Origin of the sequence: Enterobacter sp. FUJ80071 (genome assembly GCF_038739915.1) — a bacterium.
In the GTDB taxonomy this organism is placed as follows: Bacteria; Pseudomonadota; Gammaproteobacteria; order Enterobacterales; family Enterobacteriaceae; genus Enterobacter; species Enterobacter kobei.
This window is the reverse complement of the sequence record NZ_JBBXKH010000002.1, coordinates 167,379-192,233: the sequence shown is the minus strand read 5'-3', so window position 1 is coordinate 192,233 and position 24,855 is coordinate 167,379. Positions and strand designations below refer to the sequence as shown.

At 50.0% G+C, this 24,855-nt stretch carries 31 protein-coding genes and 3 pseudogenes; 15 read left to right on the top strand and 19 right to left on the bottom strand.

Annotation, left to right across the window (positions count from 1 at the left end):
- Window positions 1-171: 171 nt before the first annotated feature.
- From AAER43_RS24080 to AAER43_RS24025, 12 genes are all read left to right on the top strand, one after another.
- The gene (locus tag AAER43_RS24080; RefSeq protein WP_000341066.1) at window positions 172-564 is read left to right on the top strand and encodes a hypothetical protein; all 393 of its coding nucleotides are present in this window, start codon (window positions 172-174) and stop codon (window positions 562-564) included.
- Between the two features lie 658 nt (window positions 565-1,222).
- Window positions 1,223-1,879 carry a trypsin-like serine protease gene (locus AAER43_RS24075; RefSeq protein WP_000462754.1) on the top strand — a complete coding sequence of 219 codons (657 nt, stop codon included), beginning with the start codon at window positions 1,223-1,225 and terminating at the stop codon, window positions 1,877-1,879.
- A gap of 202 nt (window positions 1,880-2,081) precedes the next feature.
- Entirely contained in the window at window positions 2,082-2,579 is a 498-nt protein-coding gene (locus AAER43_RS24070; protein WP_087878322.1) for a hypothetical protein, read from the top strand.
- Window positions 2,580-2,583: 4 nt separating this feature from the next.
- On the top strand, window positions 2,584-3,972 hold the full coding sequence (locus tag AAER43_RS24065) for a hypothetical protein (RefSeq protein ID WP_000083579.1): 1,389 nt from the start codon (window positions 2,584-2,586) through the stop codon (window positions 3,970-3,972).
- A 400-nt stretch (window positions 3,973-4,372) separates the two neighbouring features.
- Complete coding sequence (locus AAER43_RS24060) at window positions 4,373-4,666, top strand: helix-turn-helix transcriptional regulator (protein ID WP_012477377.1); 294 nt, start codon at window positions 4,373-4,375, stop codon at window positions 4,664-4,666.
- A 4-nt stretch (window positions 4,667-4,670) separates the two neighbouring features.
- On the top strand, window positions 4,671-5,996 hold the full coding sequence (locus tag AAER43_RS24055) for a type II toxin-antitoxin system HipA family toxin (RefSeq protein WP_000088044.1): 1,326 nt from the start codon (window positions 4,671-4,673) through the stop codon (window positions 5,994-5,996).
- Between the two features lie 60 nt (window positions 5,997-6,056).
- Window positions 6,057-6,263 carry a hypothetical protein gene (locus AAER43_RS24050; RefSeq protein WP_000134171.1) on the top strand — a complete coding sequence of 69 codons (207 nt, stop codon included), beginning with the start codon at window positions 6,057-6,059 and terminating at the stop codon, window positions 6,261-6,263.
- A 100-nt stretch (window positions 6,264-6,363) separates the two neighbouring features.
- Window positions 6,364-6,774 carry a hypothetical protein gene (locus tag AAER43_RS24045; RefSeq protein WP_000985909.1) on the top strand — a complete coding sequence of 137 codons (411 nt, stop codon included), beginning with the start codon at window positions 6,364-6,366 and terminating at the stop codon, window positions 6,772-6,774.
- A gap of 12 nt (window positions 6,775-6,786) precedes the next feature.
- On the top strand, window positions 6,787-7,602 hold the full coding sequence (locus AAER43_RS24040; protein ID WP_001641519.1) for an HNH endonuclease signature motif containing protein: 816 nt from the start codon (window positions 6,787-6,789) through the stop codon (window positions 7,600-7,602).
- 252 nt (window positions 7,603-7,854) lie between these two features.
- Complete coding sequence (locus AAER43_RS24035; RefSeq protein WP_000278471.1) at window positions 7,855-8,280, top strand: hypothetical protein; 426 nt, start codon at window positions 7,855-7,857, stop codon at window positions 8,278-8,280.
- 548 nt (window positions 8,281-8,828) lie between these two features.
- Window positions 8,829-9,137, top strand: coding sequence for a hypothetical protein (locus AAER43_RS24030; protein WP_001224686.1), 309 nt, complete (start codon window positions 8,829-8,831; stop codon window positions 9,135-9,137).
- A 15-nt stretch (window positions 9,138-9,152) separates the two neighbouring features.
- Window positions 9,153-10,010 (top strand): HNH endonuclease signature motif containing protein, encoded by an 858-nt coding sequence (locus tag AAER43_RS24025; protein ID WP_000784387.1) that lies wholly within the window; start codon window positions 9,153-9,155, stop codon window positions 10,008-10,010.
- Window positions 10,011-10,616: 606 nt separating this feature from the next.
- On the opposite strand, the gene AAER43_RS24020 is transcribed toward AAER43_RS24025, so the two are convergent.
- The 8 genes from AAER43_RS24020 to AAER43_RS23985 all read right to left on the bottom strand — a co-directional run bounded on the left by AAER43_RS24020 (window position 10,617) and on the right by AAER43_RS23985 (window position 14,613).
- The gene (locus tag AAER43_RS24020) at window positions 10,617-11,021 is read right to left on the bottom strand and encodes an H-NS family nucleoid-associated regulatory protein (RefSeq protein ID WP_001287391.1); all 405 of its coding nucleotides are present in this window, start codon (window positions 11,019-11,021) and stop codon (window positions 10,617-10,619) included.
- Window positions 11,022-11,198: 177 nt separating this feature from the next.
- Window positions 11,199-11,492, bottom strand: a complete 294-nt coding sequence (locus AAER43_RS24015; protein ID WP_001100635.1) for a hypothetical protein — start codon at window positions 11,490-11,492, stop codon at window positions 11,199-11,201.
- Between the two features lie 25 nt (window positions 11,493-11,517).
- Window positions 11,518-11,823 (bottom strand): hypothetical protein, encoded by a 306-nt coding sequence (locus AAER43_RS24010; RefSeq protein WP_223152485.1) that lies wholly within the window; start codon window positions 11,821-11,823, stop codon window positions 11,518-11,520.
- Entirely contained in the window at window positions 11,795-12,250 is a 456-nt protein-coding gene (locus tag AAER43_RS24005; RefSeq protein WP_000916941.1) for a hypothetical protein, read from the bottom strand. The genes AAER43_RS24010 and AAER43_RS24005 overlap by 29 nt, the downstream gene beginning before the upstream one ends.
- A 75-nt stretch (window positions 12,251-12,325) precedes the next feature.
- Window positions 12,326-12,544: a hypothetical protein gene (locus tag AAER43_RS24000; RefSeq protein ID WP_306307795.1), complete on the bottom strand. Its 219-nt coding sequence runs from the start codon at window positions 12,542-12,544 to the stop codon at window positions 12,326-12,328.
- A complete protein-coding gene (locus AAER43_RS23995; RefSeq protein ID WP_000019450.1) occupies window positions 12,526-13,506 on the bottom strand; it encodes an IS5-like element ISKpn26 family transposase in 981 nt (326 codons plus the stop codon). Before AAER43_RS23995 ends, AAER43_RS24000 begins: the two co-directional genes overlap by 19 nt.
- Window positions 13,507-13,551: 45 nt before the next feature.
- Window positions 13,552-14,175, bottom strand: coding sequence for a hypothetical protein (locus AAER43_RS23990; RefSeq protein WP_000490639.1), 624 nt, complete (start codon window positions 14,173-14,175; stop codon window positions 13,552-13,554).
- Between the two features lie 57 nt (window positions 14,176-14,232).
- Window positions 14,233-14,613, bottom strand: coding sequence for a hypothetical protein (locus AAER43_RS23985; RefSeq protein ID WP_001371925.1), 381 nt, complete (start codon window positions 14,611-14,613; stop codon window positions 14,233-14,235).
- A gap of 754 nt (window positions 14,614-15,367) precedes the next feature.
- Here AAER43_RS23985 and AAER43_RS23980 point away from each other — a divergent pair.
- Window positions 15,368-15,538 (top strand): annotated as a pseudogene (locus AAER43_RS23980) (transposase); the annotation flags it as partial.
- A gap of 36 nt (window positions 15,539-15,574) precedes the next feature.
- Here AAER43_RS23980 and AAER43_RS23975 read toward each other — a convergent pair.
- From AAER43_RS23975 to merT, 5 genes and pseudogenes are all read right to left on the bottom strand, one after another.
- Window positions 15,575-15,919, bottom strand: a pseudogene (locus AAER43_RS23975) (Tn3 family transposase); the annotation flags it as partial.
- 53 nt (window positions 15,920-15,972) lie between these two features.
- Window positions 15,973-16,677, bottom strand: a complete 705-nt coding sequence (locus AAER43_RS23970; protein ID WP_001067855.1) for an IS6-like element IS26 family transposase — start codon at window positions 16,675-16,677, stop codon at window positions 15,973-15,975.
- Window positions 16,678-16,713: 36 nt separating this feature from the next.
- Entirely contained in the window at window positions 16,714-17,091 is a 378-nt protein-coding gene (gene merC / locus AAER43_RS23965) for an organomercurial transporter MerC (protein ID WP_087878575.1), read from the bottom strand.
- A gap of 27 nt (window positions 17,092-17,118) precedes the next feature.
- Window positions 17,119-17,400, bottom strand: coding sequence for a mercury resistance system periplasmic binding protein MerP (gene merP, locus AAER43_RS23960; protein WP_000732277.1), 282 nt, complete (start codon window positions 17,398-17,400; stop codon window positions 17,119-17,121).
- Window positions 17,401-17,415: 15 nt separating this feature from the next.
- Window positions 17,416-17,766: a mercuric ion transporter MerT gene (gene merT / locus AAER43_RS23955; RefSeq protein ID WP_001294665.1), complete on the bottom strand. Its 351-nt coding sequence runs from the start codon at window positions 17,764-17,766 to the stop codon at window positions 17,416-17,418.
- Between the two features lie 71 nt (window positions 17,767-17,837).
- On the opposite strand from merT, the gene merR reads away from it, so the two are divergent.
- Window positions 17,838-18,293 carry an Hg(II)-responsive transcriptional regulator gene (merR, locus tag AAER43_RS23950; protein ID WP_000429724.1) on the top strand — a complete coding sequence of 152 codons (456 nt, stop codon included), beginning with the start codon at window positions 17,838-17,840 and terminating at the stop codon, window positions 18,291-18,293.
- Window positions 18,294-18,359: 66 nt separating this feature from the next.
- Here merR and AAER43_RS23945 read toward each other — a convergent pair.
- Window positions 18,360-18,632: pseudogene (locus AAER43_RS23945) on the bottom strand (IS1 family transposase); the annotation flags it as partial.
- A 98-nt stretch (window positions 18,633-18,730) separates the two neighbouring features.
- On the opposite strand from AAER43_RS23945, the gene AAER43_RS23940 reads away from it, so the two are divergent.
- Window positions 18,731-20,164 carry a DNA cytosine methyltransferase gene (locus tag AAER43_RS23940; protein ID WP_001288432.1) on the top strand — a complete coding sequence of 478 codons (1,434 nt, stop codon included), beginning with the start codon at window positions 18,731-18,733 and terminating at the stop codon, window positions 20,162-20,164.
- Window positions 20,165-20,197: 33 nt separating this feature from the next.
- Here the strand turns inward: AAER43_RS23940 and AAER43_RS23935 are convergent, their stop codons facing one another.
- The 5 genes from AAER43_RS23935 to AAER43_RS23915 all read right to left on the bottom strand — a co-directional run bounded on the left by AAER43_RS23935 (window position 20,198) and on the right by AAER43_RS23915 (window position 24,792).
- Complete coding sequence (locus AAER43_RS23935) at window positions 20,198-21,412, bottom strand: type II site-specific deoxyribonuclease (protein WP_005012528.1); 1,215 nt, start codon at window positions 21,410-21,412, stop codon at window positions 20,198-20,200.
- A gap of 300 nt (window positions 21,413-21,712) precedes the next feature.
- Window positions 21,713-22,477 (bottom strand): IS6-like element IS6100 family transposase, encoded by a 765-nt coding sequence (locus AAER43_RS23930; protein ID WP_001389365.1) that lies wholly within the window; start codon window positions 22,475-22,477, stop codon window positions 21,713-21,715.
- 506 nt (window positions 22,478-22,983) lie between these two features.
- Complete coding sequence (locus tag AAER43_RS23925) at window positions 22,984-23,484, bottom strand: GNAT family N-acetyltransferase (RefSeq protein ID WP_000376623.1); 501 nt, start codon at window positions 23,482-23,484, stop codon at window positions 22,984-22,986.
- Between the two features lie 127 nt (window positions 23,485-23,611).
- Window positions 23,612-24,451, bottom strand: coding sequence for a sulfonamide-resistant dihydropteroate synthase Sul1 (gene sul1, locus AAER43_RS23920; protein WP_000259031.1), 840 nt, complete (start codon window positions 24,449-24,451; stop codon window positions 23,612-23,614).
- Complete coding sequence (locus AAER43_RS23915) at window positions 24,445-24,792, bottom strand: quaternary ammonium compound efflux SMR transporter QacE delta 1 (protein ID WP_000679427.1); 348 nt, start codon at window positions 24,790-24,792, stop codon at window positions 24,445-24,447. The genes sul1 and AAER43_RS23915 overlap by 7 nt, the downstream gene beginning before the upstream one ends.
- Window positions 24,793-24,855 lie beyond the last annotated feature (63 nt).

Genomic DNA, 24,855 nt, shown 5'->3' with positions numbered 1-24,855 from the left:
AGGGGAGGTGTCACCCTGCGGCCGGGTAGTGAAAGGGATTTGACGTAATTCAGGCGAAGGGCGAACAAGACCGCAAAGGACGCCCGGGCGACCGGATACCTGCCGGGTTGTGCGAAGTAAAAACCGGAAGCAGTGATAACACAAACAGGCCCCTACAGCGTAAGGATTGTGATGGACGATAAAGAGCAATTTACGAATCTTGTGGCAAAGCATGCCTCCGGACTCACCGAAGAGCAGCTGGCCGGTTACGATGCCTGTTCCCTGGATGGTGAATGCGTCACGCCTTCATACGAGGTTTTCCGGGGGTATCGTACCCGCCATACCCTGGATGAATTTCTGGAGATGGCCATATCGCTGAATGCCATCCACCCGGATGAATATTTAACGGATATGCTGCTTAAGCCTCATGAGGTGATCGGCGCTCTGGCCGATGAAGGCGACCAGCTGAACAACGCCACCCCGGTTTATTTCTTCCCGGATACCGGCGTCTATGCAGCGGCCGTCAGTGAAACCCGGGTGCTCGATGCCTGGCTTTGCTGGCCATGCTACCCGGCGAACTGGTAACGCGGCCGTTGGAATTGCACCGGCAGGATACGAATTTAACCGACCCCGTGGCGGGAAGGTTATCACAATTGCATGTCCTCATCCCTCAAGCCCCCTGCCAGGCCCTAACGTGCTGTCAGGCTTCGCCTGATTCCCGATCTGCGCCGGTACTTCAGCCGATAACTTTTTGTTTTCTTTTTATTTTCTCCCCATTTCCTCAAAGTTCGCGGGCGGCGTGGACAGGGCACCATTGCCGCATGTGGGGTCTTAATAAGGGCAGGGTGGTCAGGTTTGCTCGATGCCGGGGGTAGGCCCTACCCTTTATGGGATGAGGACATGCAATTCACTAAATTAATCGACAGCACCGGTGGTGACTTATCTGTAACGGGTCAGTTTTGATACGGGGAATGTTTCAGGGTTAAGATCTGGAATCATAAAAATATACGCTCCCGTTCAGGACATACGACTTGAAATGGATAATGCCATTAAAGGAATTCCAGCCTTTCGTCGATAACAGTTTCTGACCATCGCCATAACCATGTCATGGAGGAGACTAACCGTGTTTCAGAGGTGAGCTGGTGCCTGGCAAAACATACAAACTCAAATATCAGGAAGCGAGTTTAGTTGTTTATAACATGCAGCCGTGTAACTGATTAGGTACCGGCAAAAGGAGGAAATAATGTTTGAAAACTACGTTTGTAAAATCTATGTAAGCAATGATCCTCATTTTAGTAGCCATCTCGAAGCAACTGCGTTTGGTTTCGATAATGGTCAGCAGCAAAAGATTCTCACCGCAGCCCATGTTGTTACCAATGCTCTTGGAAAAATTTATCCCGTCAGCAATACACTTAAACTTTATGTCAAATTTCTTAACCATCAAGGACTGGTGAACGAAGAGCCTGTTCTAGTCGATTTCATTCTCAATGAGGCTAATGACAGGGCAGACTTTAAAGACGGCATTCCGTTTGTTGACAGTGCAGAAATCGTATTACCAGCTGGAATACAACAGCCTGTAAGTAGTTACTTTAAGGTCCTGGCTCCCGCAGCTGGCATGGGTACATTGGGTGTCGGATATCCAATGAATGAGACAACAATTTCGACATTCCCTGGTGAAGTTTCAGGCATTTGGCCTTTAAATTGCTCAAATCATTCTCCCCAACATCTCACAACTCGCTTTGTAATAGCACATTTCAACACCGATGGTTGCTCTGGTGGACCCTATGTCGTCTCCGAGAATGACGAGCATTTTGTCATTGGAAGTCTGGTTGGAATAATGTCTGGAACCTGCCCAGATTCAAATCCACACATGTCTGTTCAGTCCGCTACTGATTTTTAGCAAAGTCAGTTCCAAAATGACGCTGGCACGATAGTTATTTTGGGTCTGCCCGATATGGCGTCTGCCCTTACTAACAGCAACAGCATTGAAACTGACAAACATGAACTCGAAAGTGCCACAATAGTAAGTCATGATTTCTTCATCACTTTTATGGTGCTCTTTTTCACCTATCACACAGCAAGTTATGAATACGAGGCCTGTAATGGACGCTACCGAAACTGAAGAGCTCGAAAAAATTCGCAAGAAGGCAATGGATGAAGTTACAAGTGCTCTTCAGGCGCTTGAAAATAAGTTCCCGGGTATTACTGAGGGCGCAGCAGCTTTGGCGGGGTCAGGCGTAGGCGCAGCGGCTTCCTTCGGTGCTCTCTATTCGCTTGGTACAACGGGAGTGTCAGCAGCAGGCATAACCTCCGGGCTCGCTACAGCAGGGTCTATCGTCGGTGGCGGTATGGTTGCAGGCATTGCGGTATTGGCCGCACCTGTAGCTGTGTTAGGGATTGGCGGGTACGCGATAGTGAAACACAAAAAAAATGCGAAACTGACAGCCGCCCTTAGTCAGGCCATCCAAAAGCTCTACGAAGTTCAGGAAAGGTTGATGTCGAATGCGGAATATTTTAAGGCAGAAATTGCTGGCATCAAGGCAACAATCGACATGCTTACTAAGAAAGCTCCAAAAGGTAGCCTGGTCGCGGTGAGGTAAACACATGAGTCAGTCTCCTTATGATGATGAGTTCAGGGCCATCCGTTATATTCAGCTCCGTGGTCAGGATATCGCGAACGCTCACGAGACAATTAACAGTGATATAGAGAGCCTTAAGGCACAGTTGACCGGGCTAATCAGCGGCACTGAACTTGATGAAGCGGAGCATCTGGCGCTTAAAGAACATCATCTGCGAGAAATGACCCCTTCAGATACTGCCATGCATTCTACTGGTCTCAAGACTATATATAGCGAGGCTAACCAGCGTGTATGCGGTGATATTGGACTGGCCACAATACTCTCCACGGATGACTTGGCTGTTGTAGATGCCCGGATCCAGAATCATATTAAAGAATTTAATGATCGCTACGCACTCGACGCCTGGGATTATGCTATTGCCTGCGGATGCGGGCTCATAGCATCCATGCTGGATTTACTTTGCGTCAGAGCCCCGCCAAAACCTACGGTGAGCTTTACGGCAGAAGTGGATGGTATTTTCAATAAACAGGTGCAGAAAGCCTTCAATGCCATTTTGCCGGAGGACCTGAGTACAAAACTCTCAGATTTGTTCCCTATAGGGGCACCAGACAGTTCGATCAGCAGCGATTTAGTGGGTGCGGCCGGTGGCGTTTTGTCTCCCACAAATCACCGCTTAAGAGCTTTGTCACACGATCCCGTACTGGGCATTATTTTCGGTATAAAGGATATGCTGAACGGGACCTGTACGGTGGTTCAGAATGGACAGATCGTGGTTTATCCTTCCAGTAAAGGCGTTACAGACGAAACCAATATTTTCAGGCTCATCGCCAGAATGTTTGGACACCTGGCATCGGATGTTAATGCCCCCTCAGCAAAAGGAAACCGTGGCATGGGGTTACCGGCTCCTTTTATGGGGCTACTTCGTATGCTTGAGGGGATCCCTGTGGGGAGTTCTAACTTCGGCAAACAAATAGAGTACATGTATGTCAACGGGTATGACTTTCGTCAGTTTATCGTGACAAGTATTCCGATGAGCATAATGGAAGTTTTGATGCGGGTTTTCTATGTGGCGAAACAGGTATCGCTGGGAAAAGGAGCTTTTGGGGAGACCTTACTGGATACCATGCCGTTGCGGCTAAATCCACGCTTCCGGATGATGCTTGCCCTGGGTTATGGAACTTCCAGTGCTGTTAACGCAGGTAAAATGTATATCACCGGCAATATTCTCAATGCGAATTACGCCTCCTGGATGGGGTTGGCCTGGAATGGTTTTCACTCACTCAAGTGGTCCCTTTATCAGCGACACTTAAAGCTTTGGGCCGGTATTGAAAAGGCAGAACTGGAACGGCTTCAGAACAATATAGACAGCATCGAGGCATTGACCATCAGAGCAGGAAACTTGCCAGTCAAGTAACATTCACCGGAGCACCTCCGGAACCCCATAGCCCACCAGCTGCTAAAAATGTCTGCCTTTGCTTTTAATACTCTCTCTGCCTCCTCCCCGAGGCAGAGAGTAGCTCGTAGTTATTTATACAGCTCACAACAGGGCCATAAGATACTCCGCTTCTCGTTTACCGATGATCCTGATCTGTCAGCTCTCTTACCGGATGCTGTACGAGCGTAACGGCTTATTATTGATAGTTCTCTCATATCAAACCTCATAAAGATTTATGCTGCCACTTAGTAACAGCCTAAAGGTTGTACTCTCTATTTAACAGCTTTTAGGCTGTTAATTTGATATTACAGCTTTTAGGGTGTATGTTTAGAAAACAGCGTACAAGGTGTATCAGAGGAACTACTGAGGCCAGCTTATGATCAATAATGATTACCCGTTAAACACGCTCAACCAGTTGCGTCCCTTGCTCATTGGTTTTCGCAAGGCGAATGGCCTGACGCAAAAAGACCTGTCCGAAAGGTTAGGGGTCACTCAACAGACATACTCACGTCTGGAAGCCAACCCTGCCAGTGCGAGCATTGAACGGCTATTCAAGGTGTTTTCTATCCTGGGCGTAAAAATCAGCTTCTCCTCGACAACCGCCTCTTCAGAGGGGAAGCAGACGGAAGAAATGCTTAAATCAAACTCACCTGCACGACAGGAGAAATGGTAACGATATGAGCCGGAAACAGCAGCGTCTGGCAATCTGGATGAACGGAATCAAAGTCGGATACTGGGAAAAAAGTAAAGGGGTAGACAGCTTACAATACCTTCCTGACTGGAGTGCAGACGAACAGGGAAGGCCGCTGTCATTGTCCCTTCCTTTTACTCCCGGGAACCAGGTCTGGCGTGGAAATGTGGTACGTGACTATTTTGATAATTTACTCCCGGACAGCGAAGGCATACGCAGACGTCTGGCAATGCGTTACAAGGCCGATAGCCTGGAGCCTTTTGATCTTCTGACGGAGCTGGGAAAAGACTGCGTGGGCGCGATACAGCTGCTTCATGACGGAGATGAACCCACAGATTTATATTCCGTGAAGTATCACCCGCTTACTGAATCAGAAATTGCGGCAACTTTGCGTAATACCACGGAGACATTGCTACCGGGCAGGCCAGAAGATAACGACGACTTACGTTTATCTATTGCCGGTGCTCAGGAGAAAACAGCCCTACTGTGGCATGAAGATCGGTGGTGTATGCCGGAGGGTAATACACCAACGACGCATATATTCAAGCTACCGCTCGGACTTGTGGGGAACATGAAAGCCGACATGCGCTCGTCGGTTGAAAATGAATGGCTCTGCTCGGTACTTCTCGAACAGTACGGGCTCCCCGTGGCAAGAACGCAGATTGCTCACTTTGAAGATCAGAAAGCGCTGGTGGTAGAACGTTTTGACCGAAAATGGTCAGGAAACGGACAATGGATCATTCGTTTACCCCAGGAGGATATGTGTCAGGCCCTGGGCATTTCGCCATTACGAAAATATCAGGCGGACGGCGGGCCAGGTATATCGGAAATTATGGAAGTTCTGAGTAATTCAGACCGTGCTGAGCGTGACAAAGCGCAGTTTTTTATGACGCAGATAGTTTTCTGGATGATGGCCGCAACAGATGGCCACGCTAAAAATTTCAGTATTTCTATTGGGCCACAGGGACGTTATCACCTTACACCACTCTATGATGTGTTGTCGGCATGGCCGGTGATCGGTCATGGGAACAATCAGATATCCTGGCAGAAGTGCAAACTGGCGATGGCCGTACGTGGCAGTAGCAACTATTACCAGATATATCGAATACAACGACGCCACTGGATCAGGCATGGTGAGATAACCGGCCTGAGTAAACAGCAGACAGAGGCGATGATAGAGGAAATCATCGCCAGAACCCCGGGTGTCATTGAACGTGTTAGCGGGCTTCTTCCGGACCAGTTCCCCCAGCAGCTTGCGGAAAGTATTTTTGATGGAATGAGGCAGCAATGCAGGCGCCTGGCTGAGAAATGACAGCCGCAATTTATAGTGTGCATGTTTTCAGAATAGCTGATGTAAGCGTGAGGATTCAGTATGACTGAAGAACAAAAAAGAATAGAGCGGGCTATTGAGTTGGCTTGTCGTTACGGCGGAACCGATGAAATGCATCATCTGCAATGGGTCGTGGATCAGATGGTAAGAGAACTTGCTGGAGAACGTTATGCACAGATTGTAGCAGATGCCACCAGCGGAGAAGATGGGCCTGATACTTACAAATGGAGTGTTGGGATCGCGCCTTAGCATCTGTCAGTCTGGGGATGAAAACGTACTTAACATCCAGCGAATTCCCAGACTTCACATTAAGACTAGAGTAACGGCCGCAATCACGTGAGAGAAAAAAATGGCAATTTTAGCAATCATTGCAGTTATCGCCCTGGGTGGGTACGCCTGCGGGTTTATTAAAGCCCGTGAGCTGAGCGCTTTGCGTAAAGAAATGAAACTATACGTGGATCGCATGGAAGCGGCGGAGCTGGACTTACACGCAATCAGAAGTGTAGCGGAGCACCGGTTGCACGGGGCAGGTAAACAGTTTGCCGACCTTTACAGCCGTATCGACGGTGCAACCGTGACGCTGACACCCGAAGATCAGCTGTTACTGGCAACGATGCCATTTAATATTCAGGATGTAGAAGACATCGTAAACGAGCGCGGTCCAAAGACAATTAGCGGCCGTCCATTCTGGGAAGTTGAGCCAGGCCCGCATGACTATGAATATGGCCCGCAATATCCGTATTTCCCAGACCAGCGCTAGGAAGAGATCAAGATGAGAGAGCCAAGACCCCGCCATACCTTGCAGGTCATTCGAGTGCCTTCTCTGGAGGTTCAGGATCTGGGGCTGACCAGCTTTGATAGCTGGCTTGACGAGAACGGTTATGACAAAACGAATGCCAGAAATAACCGTACCATCTGGGCGAGAGAAGGCGGATGGCATCTGAAACGTTGCAGAAATCTGGAAACTGGCACGGACGATTTCTGGTTTATCGCTTTCGATGGTAAAGGCGGAAAGATATACCCGCTGAAAACCCAAAGAGACTACCGGGCTGCATATCGTAAGCTGGAAGCAGAAGGTTATGCACCTGCGGTCATCGAGCAAATGACCACAGGCGCAGCATATAACCTGGCCTATCCACGTTCCACCCTAAAACAAGCTGAGACGGCCACCAGCGAACCAAAGCGGAAACCTGACGTAGATATCCAGGGTGAGCACTGCGAGCGCGTAGTGACGCAACGTAGTGGCGTGGCACAGGGTAAATTTAAAGCTCTGCTCATCGAGAATTTCGCGGGCCGTTGTGCGGTAACCGGTTGGGTTAATGGCGGTGTCCTGGATGCGGCACACATTGAACATGGAACCCGGTACAATCCGTCTAATGGCATCCTGATGACTCCAACAATGCATGCTCTGTTTGATGCCGATCTTATGGGCATAGATCCGGCCACCCTGACCGTTCATTTTAAGCCAGGCATTGAGCTGGGCGAGCTGTTTGAAGGCCGTAAAATCACACCGCTGGTGTACGATCTGGACTTAGAGCGGCTGGCCGTACGCTGGGCAGGATACCAGGGCCTGGCTCATGAACAATGATGGGTTACAGCCGGGATGTGTGAAAACCCGTCAGTGAAACCTGCATGCGCCATACCTTTAAATTTAAACTCAAGAGCCAGGCTCAAGATAAAACCGAAATGAAAAGGTAAAATCCGGTGCACCAGATCTCTTAGGTTTAATACCTGAGCCGGTATACTGGCAGGCGCAGGCATGTGGGTATTATCCAGTCCATACATCTCCACACAGTGTTAACCGCAACATTTAAAGTTCAATAAGGACGGTTTCAATTTTATGTATAAAACAGCATTAGTGATGATTATCGGGATCCTCGGATGCAGTAAAGCATTTGCAGCCACTGAATTACAGCTCCAGCAAAAACGCGTTATGCAGTTCTGTGCCAACGCCAGTCTTCCATTGTTAGTTGCGGGTACAACGTACGCGAATACGTCTGACAACGGGCGACCAGAAAAAGAAAGATTGGCAATCCTGAAAAATTCAGTTGCAAGCTCGACAGCTTATAAAATGGCATCTCCCGGAGTTCAGATTGCCATGATGAGCGTGGTGGAAGATATTGCCGATCCGAAAGAATTAGCTCTACATCAAAAAGAAGTTAGACGTCTTGGGGCTAGTTATCTTTCCGACAGCGGTGTTTCATGGGCTTCAAAAACTGTTTCACCATTTACAGCCTGGTGTAACTTTAACCGTTTAGAAAGTTAAGGCTGGCAAGGCGGTTCCTGTTCAGGAAAGTTACTTTCCGTGCGGGGACCGTAAGATACAGATAAAGCTTAAGGCCTTTGAATTTCTGGAAAGCATTTGAAAATTTCATTGCGCTTGTCTGATATGAAACAGCCCCTGCATTTCTGCAAAGGCTGAAAGAGTGTGTACGGACTTTGGAAGGAGTGATGATATACGCCTGAGCCATCCCATCACCGCAGACAGGGTAATTAACCCTGACTAAAGCTTTCACCTATTCCGTCGCTCGCAAGCGGCTTTCGCACACTAACGAAGGTATGGCCTTTCGTCGGTGTTAAATTTTTCAAACTTTGCTTACTTTGTCAAGGAAGGTGACCGCAGTAGTAGGCACAACTACTTTAATCTGTATGAATAATAAGGTAGAACCGGCCAGTGAATGAATGCTTTCCCTGAAATCAGGCGGACAACCTTCAGGAATATTGATAGCAAGACTGAATCTCTCGCTGCGGCGATAAACATTTCGCCATAACCCTGAACGAGAGTGGTTCATCCATCATATACAGGAGCGTTACATGCGCAAATTTAAGTACATAATCTGTCACCAGTGCGAAGGCCACGGGACCATGGAAAACCCGGCCTTTGAAAATGGATTCACCCAATCAGAAATGGCTGAGTGGGAGCCAGAAATGCGTGAAAAGTATTTTGCCGGAGCATTTGATGTTCGCTGTGACGTTTGTGCCGGTGACGGTAAGCTCAGCGTACCAAACGTAGCGGCTATGTCTTTTTCAGAACGACGGGTTCTGGCAGCACGGCGGCGTGATGAGCGTCTTCAGGCTGCTGATGAACGGCTGTCCCGCCAGGAACGAGCAATGGGGTACTGAGGTGTTACAGCAAAGATGAAAATGACGAAGCCAAAACCGGTAAGCCGGATGAAAAGACCGTTTATTAGTGAGCTTGCAGAGCTGGGTTTATCGGGTGAAATTCTTTCAATTCGAACTGACGGCATGCAGGGGACGCTCATACCCGATCTTACCGCAGGGGTGAGTGAAGCAGGCCGTGTGAAAACCGGCAACTGGGTAATCTCTGACAAGAGAACCTTCGACCATGTCGTTCTGTGTGTTGAAAGACAAGATGAGAACCATGATGTGTACGTAGGTAAATTCATCCAGTTACATGTAGCCGCTAATAAGAGCCTTAAGATCGTCGAAATGGGCGATGTGAAACTGGTGGCCATAACCAGCTCGATTCCTACCACTTTTAATGGTGGGATAAAGAGATACAAAGGGGTTACGTATGTGTCACTTTCCCAAACAGCTCAAACCACTATCGACTTCCCGAAGCGTATCTACAAAGAGGGCCAGGAATGTACTTCTGTCACCAGTCCTGACCAAGGTCCTTTCGCCCGGGATGTTAGGTTGAATTGCTACGGGCGATGTGTTGTCACCGGCGTAAGGTCCCCCTGGCGTACTGAGGCCGCGCACTTAACGCCACGTCATGAAGAAGGCATTCCCGACGTAACGAACGGAATTTTACTTCGCCGTGATATCCATACACTGTTCGACAATGACCATTGCGCCATAAACCCTGACACTATGAAAATTTACTTCAGCCGGGAGGCCCGGGAGTTGGATGATGATCTCCTGAAATGGCATGGGAATGAGATAGAGACGACACGCATGCAGGTTCCGGTTAACATCGAAAACCTTCGGATACGATGGCAAAAATTTAAGGCTAAGGATCGTCAGCGTAAATAAAGCCATAAGCTGAACCACGGCGAGGATTAGTCTTGTTCACTAAATGACAGCGAGAGATTAAATGCAAACCCAAAAAGATATTACAGTTGGCCAGATCTGGGAAGAAGTGGATCCAAGACTGATCCGGAAAGTGCGAGTTGTTGAGGTGGCCTCGTTAGAAGGGCCCAAAGGCATCCTAATCGAAAACGTGGAGTCTGGTCGTAAGAACTGGGCGTCGTCATCCCGCTTTAATGGAAAGCGTGGAGGGTATCGTCTTATTTCCTGAAGGTTTTGCCAATATGGGAAACTGAAGAGGTTGAAACCATCCCGGTGAGGGAGCATATCTGGTAAAGAAGAGTCTTTAAAAAGGTTTTACGCGACCTGGGATAATAAACGGGAAAACGATACCCAAAAAAAGAATACAGCGATGATAACGATAAGGAATGGTAAGGGCTTCAATATTTTGAGAAATGACCTGGCTTCCTTTGCATCTGCATTTCTAATCAAACTGTCCACATAGGGATCACAGCTCTTAGGTTCTGAATTTTTCATATGTTCTGTACCTGAAATTGATTCCGTATGAGAAAAGGCCACCGAAGTGGCCTCTATCAAAACTGGTGGCAAAAGTTAGATCAGGAAATCATCAAGACTTTTACCGGCTGCAATTTGTTCTGCCAGAGCTTTGGGGGTACGGCCCTGTCCAGTCCACGTTTTTGTTTCGCCATTTTCATCAGTAAATGAGTATTTGGCCGGGCGTGGTTCACGGCTTTTCTTGGTAGCCGTAGATTTGGCCTGGAATGAGCCAAGCAGCTCTTCCGGGTTGATACCATCTTCTTCCATTAACTTACGCAGGGCGTCAAGTTTCTCCTGACGAGCTTGCAGTTCGGCAGCTTTGGATGATTCTTCCTGACGACGCTCATCAACAATGACATTAAGCTTTTCGAGGATTTCCTCAAGTACTTCTAAAGGCAGCTCGCGGCCCTGGGCGCGAAGAGTACGAATATTGTTTAACGATTTGAGTGCTTCAGACATACGACCTCACTTTCTAATTCTTTGATAAGGATTTACTTAATCATAATACACTCTATAAGGAAAAAGATGCCAGCTTTATGTCTTCAGGTACAAAGATATCTTGCTAAGAATACTCCTTATCTTCCTTGTGCAGACTGTTTCGTGCTTTCGATGTTGTTCATGAGTCTTAAAATCTGCTCACTGTTTAGGGTACTCATGCTGTAAATCATCAAGAAGGAAGCGCAGAACAACATAAGCAATCGGAAAAGGAAACCATGCCAGTGACAGGCCATATATGGCGGAGATAAACATAGGGTAATTTAACTCACTTACAAAATTCGCTTCATTGTATTGTTGAATCGAAATGGCAGAAGCAAAAATTATAATTAAAGTAAGAAAAATCCACTCTAGCCATCTCTTTTTATAACAAGCATAAGCGAAAGCTGTAGGGTAAAAAATAAAGCAAAAAATTCCAGCTGCAATTACGTTCATAAAAGTAACTTTCCTGATAGCGCAGTTATTTTTCGAATGCAGCATCATGAACAACTGCCATAACATTGATGATTGGCTTTCTTTTTCTGAAGAACCTTCCGCGCGGCAAAGTTTCTCCCGCTTTGAGACGATAAAGCCAGAAAACATAAGCCGGAGGAACATTGCTGTCAAAAATATCTGAACAAGTTTGAACTGTGATGCCTACTGTATTGTCTTTCCTCATCTCTTTAAAAGTGCCTTGCAATGCAGCGGATAACGTCATTTTTAAGAAACCTTTTTCTGTTTGAACGGATAGACTTGACTTAGCTGGCTTGACTGTAATGTTTGCCACTAAAGATCCCTCGTTCTGAGGATGCAGGCACTACAAAGTTACCGTCAGGTCTAATCATACGAGTTTGGATGAAATTTTTGCCGGATTTGGTTTTTTCAACCTGGTGCTCGATCTTCCATTCTTCTTTGACGGGACCGGATGACAAATGAACTAGAACCGGTACTTTTTTACGTGTTCTATCCAGAACAATACAATTTGATTTATCCGTATCAACGCTTCCCTGAAGAGTATTCAAAGAGCAATTATCATATCCCTCAACCGGAACTGCATTACCTTGGATATCAATTTTGAATCCTCCAGCTATTACAATTTCGGGTGCATTATCATTTAAAGTCTCGTCATAGGCAGCATCAACTACATCGCAAGCAGTAAGAGTAAGTGACGATGCCACAGCAAGACACAATAAAGAAAATCTGTTTTTGAGCATATTTGAGACCTTTTATAAAAATAAAATAACAGGAGAATTGTATCATTAACAGTCTAGTTCTAACGACTACCACTTTTAAGTATGTATTGAGCCAGTTTTATATTCAGGCACACCATATTGCACTCTAGGGAAGGTGCGAATAAGCAGGTCATTTCTTCCCAAGCTGACTCGCTGATTAAAATTTCGCGGATCTGGGCCGATTTTTTTCCCGCAAACACATCGAATCAGCCTATTTAGGCTATTTTTTCCACCATTTCTGGCGTTATTTCCGGTTTTTACTGAGATCTCTCCCACTGACGTATCATTTGGTCCACCCGAAACAGGTTGGCCAGGGTGAATAACATCGCCAGTTGGTTATCGTTTTTCAGCAGCCCCTTGTATCTGGCTTTCACGAAGCCGAACTGCCGCTTGATGATGCGAAACGGGTGCTCCACCCTGGCACGGATGCTGGCTTTCATGTATTCGATGTTGATGGCCGTTTTGTTCTTGCGCGGATGCTGCTTCAAGGTTTTTACCCTGCCGGGACGCTCGGCGATCAGCCAGTCCACATCCACCTCGGCCAGCTCCTCGCGCTGTGGCGCTCCTTGGTAGCCGGCATCGGCTGAGACAAATTGCTCCTCTCCATGAAGCAGATTACCCAGCTGATTGAGGTCATGCTCGTTGGCCGCGGTGGTGACCAGGCTGTGGGTCAGGCCACTCTTGGCATCGACACCAATGTGGGCCTTCATGCCAAAGTGCCACTGATTGCCTTTCTTGGTCTGATGCATCTCCGGATCGCGTTGCTGCTCTTTGTTCTTGGTAGAGCTGGGTGCCTCAATGATGGTGGCATCCACCAAAGTGCCTTGGGTCATCATGACGCCTGCTTCGGCCAGCCAGCGATTGATGGTCTTGAACAATTGACGGGCCAGTTGATGCTGCTCGAGCAGGTGGCGGAAATTCATGATGGTGGTGCGATCCGGCAGGGCGCTATCCAGGGATAATCGGGCAAACAGGCGCATGGAGGCGATTTCGTACAGGGCATCTTCCATGGCACCGTCGCTCAGGTTGTACCAATGCTGCATGCAGTGAATACGCAGCATGGTCTCCAGCGGATAGGGCCGTCGGCCATTGCCCGCCTTGGGATAAAACGGCTCGATGACAGCGGTCATATTCTGCCATGGCAGAATCTGCTCCATGCGGGAGAGGAAAATCTCTTTTCGGGTCTGACGGCGCTTAGTGCTGAATTCACTATCGGCGAAGGTGAGTTGATGGCTCATGATGTCCCTCTGGGATGCGCTCCGGATGAATATGATGATCTCATATCAGGAACTTGTTCGCACCTTCCCTAGCTCTTTCATCATCCTAGAAGAACTCTTAATTAAGTATTCTTCAAGTGGGCCAGCATATGCCCCTGATGTCACGATCGTTAGTTGCGTAAGAGGATGAGTCAAACTCTCAATGCCCTTCAGGATGTCATTCTGGACAGCAGCAATATAAACAGGCGAAGCCGCAATCAAATATTCATCATTCGGACTGGACTGCATTAACTGGCTTATAGTTGCGCAACGGTTATGCTTTCCTAGTGATTTTGTGATGGCTTTCCACCAGAGATCATGCCTGAATGGTACTTGATGAAATGTCGCCTCGTAAGAGGGCACCCGATCTCGACTATTTAAAAACCCCATCCCGGCAGAGATTATCCACAACTCCAGATTTCTGGTTGAGTTTAAAATTTCCTTTGCCGTAGACCAGTGATTACCTGAATACAAGGACAATGCCGGTACCGCCTGATTACTTCTGGCGTCGTCTACAATGTTACTCCAGGCATATGCTGCGTCGTCCGGGGTTTGTTTTGGATCTATGTCCAATGTCGGCCAGACGTGGCCCTGATGATTCTTGCCCTTTGTACAGGAAGTGATTAAGTGTACTGAGCGTTCAGAGAACATTATCTTCCTTACATACCCATAGAACAGCTTTCTAAGAACGGTGGGCTCGCCTGAAAATTACAAATCAGCCCCTTTCACGGCATCATTTTGATTCTTCGCGTCTGCCCCCAGTAAGATGACCGGTTTTCTGCATGACAGTGTTATTCCTAACAAACGCAACACAAAACCACGCCAGCCAGAGCAAATTTTTTCATTTGCTGCGTAAAGCCTATTGTTTTCTCTTTTAAGCTTCGCCCACTCGTTACAGAGGGTAACATCATCAAGCGCTGTTATATGCTTCGCCTCACCTTCGACGATAACGGTATGGATACCGTATGCTGTAAATCTCATACTATTTTCCAGAACCCAGTTGCGGTATTCGTTGAGTCCACCTTCGGAACCGGTAGCTCTGCGCCACATTTCAATTTGCTTGTGTGATGGGTCAAGTGTACTTGTCATTGAAGCCTCGTCTCAGCGATAACGCTTGAAATAGCCCGCTTTGGTCAAAATGAAATTAGCCATCTGACTGGCGATTTGATTGTATCTTACTCATAGTGCCCAACCTATAGGTTAAAAAGGGGCATTTTCGCTTTATAGCGTGTTCAACATCATCAATCATCCCAAGAAAGGCTGGCTTATTAAGCCGGTCCATCATTTTCTGTATATCTCTCATCAATTTTTATATCCGGCCTGAAGTGCACCGTTCAAGCACACCGATCAGGCAGTTAGTCACTAGTTAACTCTTTACTAGAGACTAAATTCCATTGATTTACGTGACAACGTCACGTCATTAAGGTTTGCAAATGCCTAATTTTCATACTATGGGATTTAATTAGGAGTAAATCCCACAGGTTTACATAAAGCTGACATTTAAAAGTGTTAAAAATCAATCAGATAGAAAGAAAAGGCTCTCCGGAAGAACTCTTCTCATTATTTCGCCGCCCGGGGTTATTGCTGACAGATCTGAAAGTGCTAATATGTTAGTAATTAGTAATTAGTAAAGCCTTTACTAAACGCGTTTCTACGTAAATTCTATTGGTTTTAGAGGGTCCTACTGTCCGAAGACAATAAAGTTGTACACAAAGCACTAAAGTTGTAACCATTCTCAAAAAACGACGCTAATGTTGTATGCTTACTGAATGTGTGGTTATAGGGTTGGAGACTATAAAATGCACATATAGGTACGTATCAATGTCGTTTTTTGGGTACGATCATGGGTAGGGGTAGGCGTCTCAAATCCTATTTGGATTATGAAAATGCGCTAGGTGACGGCATAGGAGTGGGCTATGGCCAAAGTTATCAGCCCTGGCTTAGAGCTCAGGACGTTAAATCCCGTGGAAACCGTTCGATAGTCTTTGGCCTTAAGACGTTTCGAAACCATCATCATGGGGTTTGAGGGCCAATGATGTAAAAAACCACGCTAAGGAGATAATTCATTGTTTAAATTGAGATTTAACGGCCTCAATTCCCCCTTCATAATATCCTCCGGTAGTGTGAACGTATAATGTCCCAGCATGTTGATATGACCGTGCATCAGAGGCGAAAGCCGCGCGATATGTTCATCCTCTGGCCCTTCCCCGATGCTGCGCAGGTGCGACAAGGCTTCCTGCATATAAAGCGTATTCCACAGCACCACTGCGTTTGTCACCAGACCCAGCGCACCCAACTGATCTTCCTGCCCCTCGCGGTAACGTTTTCTGATCTCGCCACGCTGACCGTAGCAGATGGCTCTTGCAACGGCATGGCGGCCTTCACCCCGGTTCAACGGCACTGTTGCAAAGTTAGCGATGAGGCAGCCTTTTGTCTTATTCAAAGGCCTTACATTTCAAAAACTCTGCTTACCAGGCGCATTTCGCCCAGGGGATCACCATAATAAAATGCTGAGGCCTGGCCTTTGCGTAGTGCACGCATCACCTCAATACCTTTGATGGTGGCGTAAGCCGTCTTCATGGATTTAAATCCCAGCGTGGCGCCGATTATCCGTTTCAGTTTGCCATGATCGCATTCAATCACGTTGTTCCGGTACTTAATCTGTCGGTGTTCAACGTCAGACGGGCACCGGCCTTCGCGTTTGAGCAGAGCAAGCGCGCGACCATAGGCGGGCGCTTTATCCGTGTTGATGAATCGCGGGATCTGCCACTTCTTCACGTTGTTGAGGATTTTACCCAGAAACCGGTATGCAGCTTTGCTGTTACGACGGGAGGAGAGATAAAAATCGACAGTGCGGCCCCGGCTGTCGACGGCCCGGTACAGATACGCCCAGCGGCCATTGACCTTCACGTAGGTTTCATCCATGTGCCACGGGCAAAGATCGGAAGGGTTACGCCAGTACCAGCGCAGCCGTTTTTCCATTTCAGGCGCATAACGCTGAACCCAGCGGTAAATCGTGGAGTGATCGACATTCACTCCGCGTTCAGCCAGCATCTCCTGCAGCTCACGGTAACTGATGCCGTATTTGCAGTACCAGCGTACGGCCCACAGAATGATGTCACGCTGAAAATGCCGGCCTTTGAATGGGTTCATGTGCAGCTCCATCAGCAAAAGGGGATGATAAGTTTATCACCACCGACTATTTGCAACAGTGCCGATCGACACCCCGACCATCAAGGCCAGACCGACATAGAGGAGGTTCGCCGTCCACCAATTGCCAAAAAACAAGAGCATGGCCGCCAGCACGATGGCTGGGCCGACCATCCCGAGCAGGCTGCGGTGCCATTGCCGATGACTCAGCCAGCCCAGTGCATTCGCCAGCAAAGCCACGACTGCGAACAGCGGCAGCAGCTTGGAGATAAACAACCCTTCGTATTCCTGTAGAAAGCCTAGGCCGATGGCCGCGCCCAGGCTGGCGGTAGCCGGGAAACAGGCAGCGCATCCCATCGCGGAAACAACGCTGCCAAGCGCGCCCGCCTTGTCGGCAATGCGTGTCATCAGTCCCATGATCGCCCTAGGTTCGGGTTCAGTGGTTCACTGCTTGACGCTGGACGGATAGCCCGCGTCTCCGGTTGCCTTGGTTAGCTTCTGCACGCTGGTCTTGGCATCATCGAACGTGACAACCGCTTCGCGTGTCTCGAAGGTCACGTCAATTTTGCTGACGCCTTCGACCTTGGAAATCGCCTTCTTGACGGTGATCGGGCAGGCGGAGCAGGTCATGCCCGGTACGGACAGCGTGACGGTCTGGGTGGCGGCCCACACGGGGGCAACAACGGCAGCGAGGGCGAGGGCGAGGGCGGCAAACAGTTTTTTCATGATGAACTCCTGTGATTAATAGAAAAATAGCATGACGTAGGGAAATCCGAGCGCGACCAGGACCAGCGCGGCCACGATCCAGAAAATGAGCTTGTAAGTAGCCCGCACTTGGGGAATCGCGCACACGTCCCCCGGTTTGCAGGCTTGCGCCGGGCGATAGATGCGCCGCCAGGCAAAGAACAACGCGACCAGCGCTGCGCCGATGAAGATCGGGCGATAGGGTTCCAGAACCGTCAGGTTGCCGATCCATGCCCCGCTGAATCCCAAGGCGACCAAGACCAGCGGCCCGAGGCAGCAGGCCGATGCAAGAATGGCGGCTAGCGCGCCGGTGAAGAGCGCGCCGCGCCCGTTTTGTGGTTCAGACATACGCTTGTCCTTTCAAATTTGTATTGGATAGCTTAAGCTTACTTCCGTAGTTATGTACGGAGTCAAGCGATATGGAAAACAATTTTGAGAATCTGACCATTGGCGTTTTCGCCAAGGCGGCCGGGGTCAATGTGGAGACCATACGGTTCTACCAGCGCAAGGGCCTGCTGCCGGAGCCAGACAAGCCCTACGGCAGCATTCGCCGCTATGGCGAGGCGGATGTAACACGGGTGCGCTTCGTGAAATCGGCCCAGCGGCTGGGCTTTAGCCTGGACGAAATCGCCGAGCTACTGCGGCTGGAGGATGGCACCCATTGCGAGGAAGCCAGCGGCCTGGCCGAGCACAAGCTCAAGGATGTGCGCGAGAAGATGGCCGACTTGGCGCGCATGGAGGCCGTGCTGTCTGAACTGGTGTGCGCCTGCCATACGCGGAAAGGGAACGTTTCCTGCCCGCTGATTGCGTCACTACAAGACGGAACGAAGCTCGCTGCATCGGCGCGGGGGAGTCACGGGGTGACTACGCCTTAGCGTGCTTTATTTTCCGAATTCTGAGACGACCCCTAAAAGACAAAGAGAACCGGTAATGACTCCAACTTACTGATAGTGTTTTATGTTCAGATAATGCCCGATGACCTTGTCATGCAGCTCCACCGATTTTGAGAACGACAGTGACTTCCGTCCCAGCCTTGCCAGATGTTGTCTCAGATTCAGGTTATGTCGCTCAATGCGCTGAGTGTAACGCTTGCTGATAACGTGCAGCTTTCCCTTCAGGCGGGATTCATACAGCGGCCAGCCATCCGTCATCCATACCACGACCTCAAAGGCCGACAGCAGGCCCAGAAGACGCTCCAGCGTGGCCAACGTGCGTTACCTAACAATAAACCTGTTTAAATATCCAGATAAAAACATTCAATCTGGGTCAAATGAGTGATACAGTTTCACCCATAAGACCCAATGGAGGCAATATGTCTGAATTTGAATTACTGGCGCAGGATCTGCTTGAGAAAGCAGAAGCGGAAGAACAACTGCGACAGGAAAATGATAAAAAGCTGCTCGGGCAGGTGCTGGAAATCTATGACCAGAAGTACGTGGCTGAACTGCTTAGAAAAGTTGGTAAAAATGAGTGGAGTCGCGAGACTCTTAATCGCTGGATTAATGGTAAGTGCTCACCTAAGACGCTGACGTTAGCCGAAGAGGAACTTCTACGAAAAATGCTTCCGGAAGCGCCTGCACATCACCCTGACTATGCCTTCCGGTTTATTGACCTGTTTGCTGGGATTGGAGGTATACGGAAGGGCTTCGAAACCATCGGTGGCCAGTGCGTTTTTACCAGTGAATGGAATAAAGAGGCTGTGCGCACATATAAAGCTAACTGGTTTAACGATGCTCAGGAACACACTTTCAATCTCGATATTCGGGAAGTCACGCTCAGTGATAAACCTGAAGTACCTGAAAACGATGCCTATGCTTACATTAATGAGCATGTGCCGGATCATGATGTACTTCTAGCAGGTTTCCCCTGTCAACCGTTCAGCCTTGCGGGCGTAAGCAAGAAAAACTCGCTCGGGCGCGCGCATGGTTTCGAATGTGAGGCTCAGGGAACGCTTTTCTTCGATGTGGCGCGTATTATACGCGCAAAAAAACCTGCCATCTTTGTTCTTGAAAACGTTAAAAACCTGAAGAGCCATGACAAGGGTAAAACCTTTAAAGTCATCATGGATACCCTCGACGAACTGGGCTATGAAGTTGCGGATGCAGCTGAGATGGGCAAAAACGATCCTAAAGTTATCGACGGAAAGCACTTTTTACCTCAGCACCGAGAACGTATCGTTTTGGTCGGTTTCCGTCGTGATCTGAACATTCACCAGGGCTTTACCCTGCGCGATATTAGTCGTTTTTATCCGGAACAGCGTCCGTCATTTGGCGAACTGCTGGAACCCGTGGTTGACAGCAAATATATACTGACGCCGAAACTCTGGGAGTATCTCTATAACTACGCCAAAAAGCACGCAGCTAAGGGTAACGGATTCGGTTTTGGCCTCGTTAATCCTGAAAATAAAGAAAGCATTGCCCGTACGCTTTCTGCTCGCTATCACAAAGACGGGTCTGAAATTCTGATAGACCGTGGCTGGGATATGGCCACAGGTGAAACAGACTTCGCGAACGAAGAAAATCAGGCGCATCGGCCCCGCAGGCTGACTCCACGAGAGTGCGCGCGCCTTATGGGTTTTGAAAAAGTAGATGGCAGGCCTTTTCGCATTCCTGTGTCAGACACTCAGTCGTACAGGCAGTTCGGTAACTCCGTAGTGGTGCCCGTGTTTGAAGCCGTAGCCAAACTGCTTGAACCTTATATCCTGAAAGCGGTTAATGCCGATTCGTGCAAGGTTGAACGAATCTGATCGCTCCTCCCGGTATTTATGCCGGGAGATAATCTATGGAATATCTGCGTAAAGCCCTGTCAGCTCAGCAATAAACGCACCTAGCGTCATTAGCTCAGCTCTCACCGCCTCCGGGTATTTTTTGTGCAGCGATGATGGCACGACCAATCTGACACCCGACTCCCGCATCTCCCGATATTGAGCCAGAGAAACTCCCTCTTGGAGTGTAAACAGATGCACCTGATGAATTTTATCGGCCTCATTCAGTATCTGACGCCAGCGATCCTTACAGGTAGTCTTGACTGCCAGCATGCGCAGATTTTCTACGGGAAACTCAGTATCGTGGTAAGCCCCTGCGGAAGGGAAAAGGAAATCGGGTTTTTTATTACCTTCTGTGATGGCCTGCGTCGCAAAGTGTCGCAGGCCGTGCTCAATGAATAGATGCTCCAGGTGCAGTTCCAGAGACTTCCCGGCTCTGGATTTACGGCGATTGCTGACAGAATTGGCCAGCGCAATAAATTCATCCACAGAGCCAAATCCTTTCCGGATGATATCCAGAACATGCAGTTCCTCAACCAATAGAAATATGTCGTACTCCACGCGCCGGCGGTCAAGAAGTTGCTCATCCGGATCAAGGGAATTTTTCACATAATGGCTGGCTGCATACTGAATAATTTCACTTCCCGACGGAAAGCGCAGGTGCCAGTCTTCAGGTAGAATATATTTATGATTTACTGGCGCTTGCTGTAGAGATAGTCCGCCTAGAATCTGTCCTGCGGGGCCGGATATAAGCGCTCCGGGTATAACTTCACCAATAGCGGTCTCAATGACGTCCTCTTCATCAGTGCTGGCGCATACCCAAATATTTACTTCCTTACAGTCCCCCCCTTGCTCATCAAGCTTGAAAGCCAGGAGCGTCAGAGCCCCTGTATTTTCAGGATTCTGAAGTGGGCTGCCTCTACCCCAGCGGGTAATCCTTTTTTCATTCCGGGTTTTACCAAAATGACGGCTGTTATAATAAATTGCCCGGGCTTCGCTGTCAGGGCAATCATGCGATGACACATGTGCGGTGAGAAAAACCGAAGGGTTCAGTTCACGGGTATGGTTGATAGACGGAAAGAGTTTTTCAACGATACCTGAAGGGATATAAAGCCCTACCTGGTGACCACCTGTTGCGCCGGTATCGTTGGCGGAAAGGCGTTTGATGTAGACGAAGTAATTCTCACATGCGATCTCAAGTAGCCAGTTGTGGAAAACCGACATAAGCATCCCCTGTTACCCTGAAACTCTACTCACCATTTTTTCATGATTATATACAAACAGCCAGAAAGGCTGTTACAGACGATTTGATCTGCAACCTATTTGTCATTTTCAGAAGACGACTGCACCAGTTGATTGGGCGTAATGGCTGTTGTGCAGCCAGCTCCTGACAGTTCAATATCAGAAGTGATCTGCACCAATCTCGACTATGCTCAATACTCGTGTGCACCAAAGCGAGGTGAGCATGGCGACGGAGGCTCTGTTGCAAAGATTGGCGGCAGTCAGAGGTAGGCTGTCGCTCTGCGCCGATCAGGCGGCTGCTGCGAAATGGTGGTTGAGCATGCCCATGGCCTCCGTCAGCGCCGAGGGCCCAATGCCAAAAGCTCTCTCCACAAGGCGCACCTCGCCCCTGATGCCGGGCTGCAGGCACCAGGGGCGAGCCTGTCCTTTGCGCAGGGCTCGCATGACTTCGAATCCCTTGATCGTGGCATAGGCCGTGGGGATCGATTTGAAACCGCGCACCGGCTTGATCAGTATCTTGAGCTTTCCGTGATCGGCCTCGATCACGTTATTGAGATACTTCACCTGCCGGTGGGCCGTCTCCCGGTCCAGCTTTCCTTCGCGCTTCAATTCGGTGATCGCTGCACCATAGCTCGGCGCTTTGTCGGTATTGAGCGTGGCAGGCTTTTCCCAGTGCTTCAGGCCTCGCAGGGCCTTGCCCAGGAACCGCTTCGCTGCCTTGGCGCTGCGGGTCGGCGACAGGTAGAAATCGATCGTGTCGCCCCGCTTGTCGACTGCCCGGTACAGGTAGGTCCACTTGCCCCGCACCTTGACGTAGGTTTCATCCAGGCGCCAGCTCGGATCAAAGCCACGCCGCCAGAACCAGCGCAGCCGCTTCTCCATCTCCGGGGCGTAGCACTGGACCCAGCGATAGATCGTCGTATGGTCGACCGAAATGCCGCGTTCCGCCAGCATTTCCTCAAGGTCGCGATAGCTGATCGGATAGCGACAATACCAGCGCACCGCCCACAGGATCACATCACCCTGGAAATGGCGCCACTTGAAATCCGTCATCGTTCCGTCCGTCCAATCTCCGCCAAGCATGCTCAAGCTTCACGATTTTTGCAACAGAGCCCACACGAGTATTGAGCATAGTCGAGATTGGTGCAGATCACTTCTGATATTGAACTGTCAGGAGCTGGCTGCACAACAGCCATTACGCCCAATCAACTGGTGCAGTCGTCTTCTGAAAATGACATTTGGTATCTCTCATAAACGGATGTTTTTGAGAGAACTATCTTCGGCCTTCACACGCACGAAAGGCGGCGAAGCTCCGCCGTTAATCCGTCCGCCGGAGATCTCGCCCAGGCAGGCTGAAGGCCGAGCAAGCCTGACAGGCCCGAAAAGCCCGGCACGGGCGTCGGCGGCGATGACGGCGGCGGCATTATCCAGGGTTGATGATGGAAGTGGAGGATATCGACAACCTCTCGCGCAACCAAGACATCGCGGTCGGACTGCAAGTGATCTTGAAGCCACGGGCCCGTCCCACCCCGACATGGACCTCGATGCCCGAACGGACGTTAGATTTCGAGTTCTAGGCGTTCTGCGATGAAGGTTGGATCCCAGCCGGGATTGAAAGTGTCGACGTGGGTGAATCCGAGCCGCTCGTATAGGCCACGCAGGTTCGGGTGGCAGTCGAGCCGCAGCTTGGCGCACCCCTGCGTTCGCGCGGCATGGCGGCAAGCCTCGATCAGCGCGGAGCTGACACCCCGGCCCGCATGTGTCCGTCGCACCGCGAGCTTGTGCAGATATGCGGCCTCCCCCTTGAGGGCGTCGGGCCAGAACTCGGGATCCTCGGCCGACAAGGTGCAACAGCCGACGATGCCGTCGCTGCAACTCGCGACTAGGAGCTCGGATCTCAGGACGAAGGTCTCCGCGAATGTCCGGTCGATCCGCGCGACGTCCCAGGCGGGCGTTCCCTTGGCGGACATCCACGCCGCAGCGTCGTGCATCAGCCGCACAACCTCGTCGATATCACCCGAGCAGGCGACCCGAACGTTCGGAGGCTCCTCGCTGTCCATTCGCTCCCCTGGCGCGGTATGAACCGCCGCCTCATAGTGCAGTTTGATCCTGACGAGCCCAGCATGTCTGCGCCCACCTTCGCGGAACCTGACCAGGGTCCGCTAGCGGGCGGCCGGAAGGTGAATGCTAGGCATGATCTAACCCTCGGTCTCTGGCGTCGCGACTGCGAAATTTCGCGAGGGTTTCCGAGAAGGTGATTGCGCTTCGCAGATCTCCAGGCGCGTGGGTGCGGACGTAGTCAGCGCCATTGCCGATCGCGTGAAGTTCCGCCGCAAGGCTCGCTGGACCCAGATCCTTTACAGGAAGGCCAACGGTGGCGCCCAAGAAGGATTTCCGCGACACCGAGACCAATAGCGGAAGCCCCAACGCCGACTTCAGCTTTTGAAGGTTCGACAGCACGTGCAGCGATGTTTCCGGTGCGGGGCTCAAGAAAAATCCCATCCCCGGATCGAGGATGAGCCGGTCGGCAGCGACCCCGCTCCGTCGCAAGGCGGAAACCCGCGCCTCGAAGAACCGCACAATCTCGTCGAGCGCGTCTTCGGGTCGAAGGTGACCGGTGCGGGTGGCGATGCCATCCCGCTGCGCTGAGTGCATAACCACCAGCCTGCAGTCCGCCTCAGCAATATCGGGATAGAGCGCAGGGTCAGGAAATCCTTGGATATCGTTCAGGTAGCCCACGCCGCGCTTGAGCGCATAGCGCTGGGTTTCCGGTTGGAAGCTGTCGATTGAAACACGGTGCATCTGATCGGACAGGGCGTCTAAGAGCGGCGCAATACGTCTGATCTCATCGGCCGGCGATACAGGCCTCGCGTCCGGATGGCTGGCGGCCGGTCCGACATCCACGACGTCTGATCCGACTCGCAGCATTTCGATCGCCGCGGTGACAGCGCCGGCGGGGTCTAGCCGCCGGCTCTCATCGAAGAAGGAGTCCTCGGTGAGATTCAGAATGCCGAACACCGTCACCATGGCGTCGGCCTCCGCAGCGACTTCCACGATGGGGATCGGGCGAGCAAAAAGGCAGCAATTATGAGCCCCATACCTACAAAGCCCCACGCATCAAGCTTTTGCCCATGAAGCAACCAGGCAATGGCTGTAATTATGACGACGCCGAGTCCCGACCAGACTGCATAAGCAACACCGACAGGGATGGATTTCAGAACCAGAGAAAGAAAATAAAATGCGATGCCATAACCGATTATGACAACGGCGGAAGGGGCAAGCTTAGTAAAGCCCTCGCTAGATTTTAATGCGGATGTTGCGATTACTTCGCCAACTATTGCGATAACAAGAAAAAGCCAGCCTTTCATGATATATCTCCCAATTTGTGTAGGGCTTATTATGCACGCTTAAAAATAATAAAAGCAGACTTG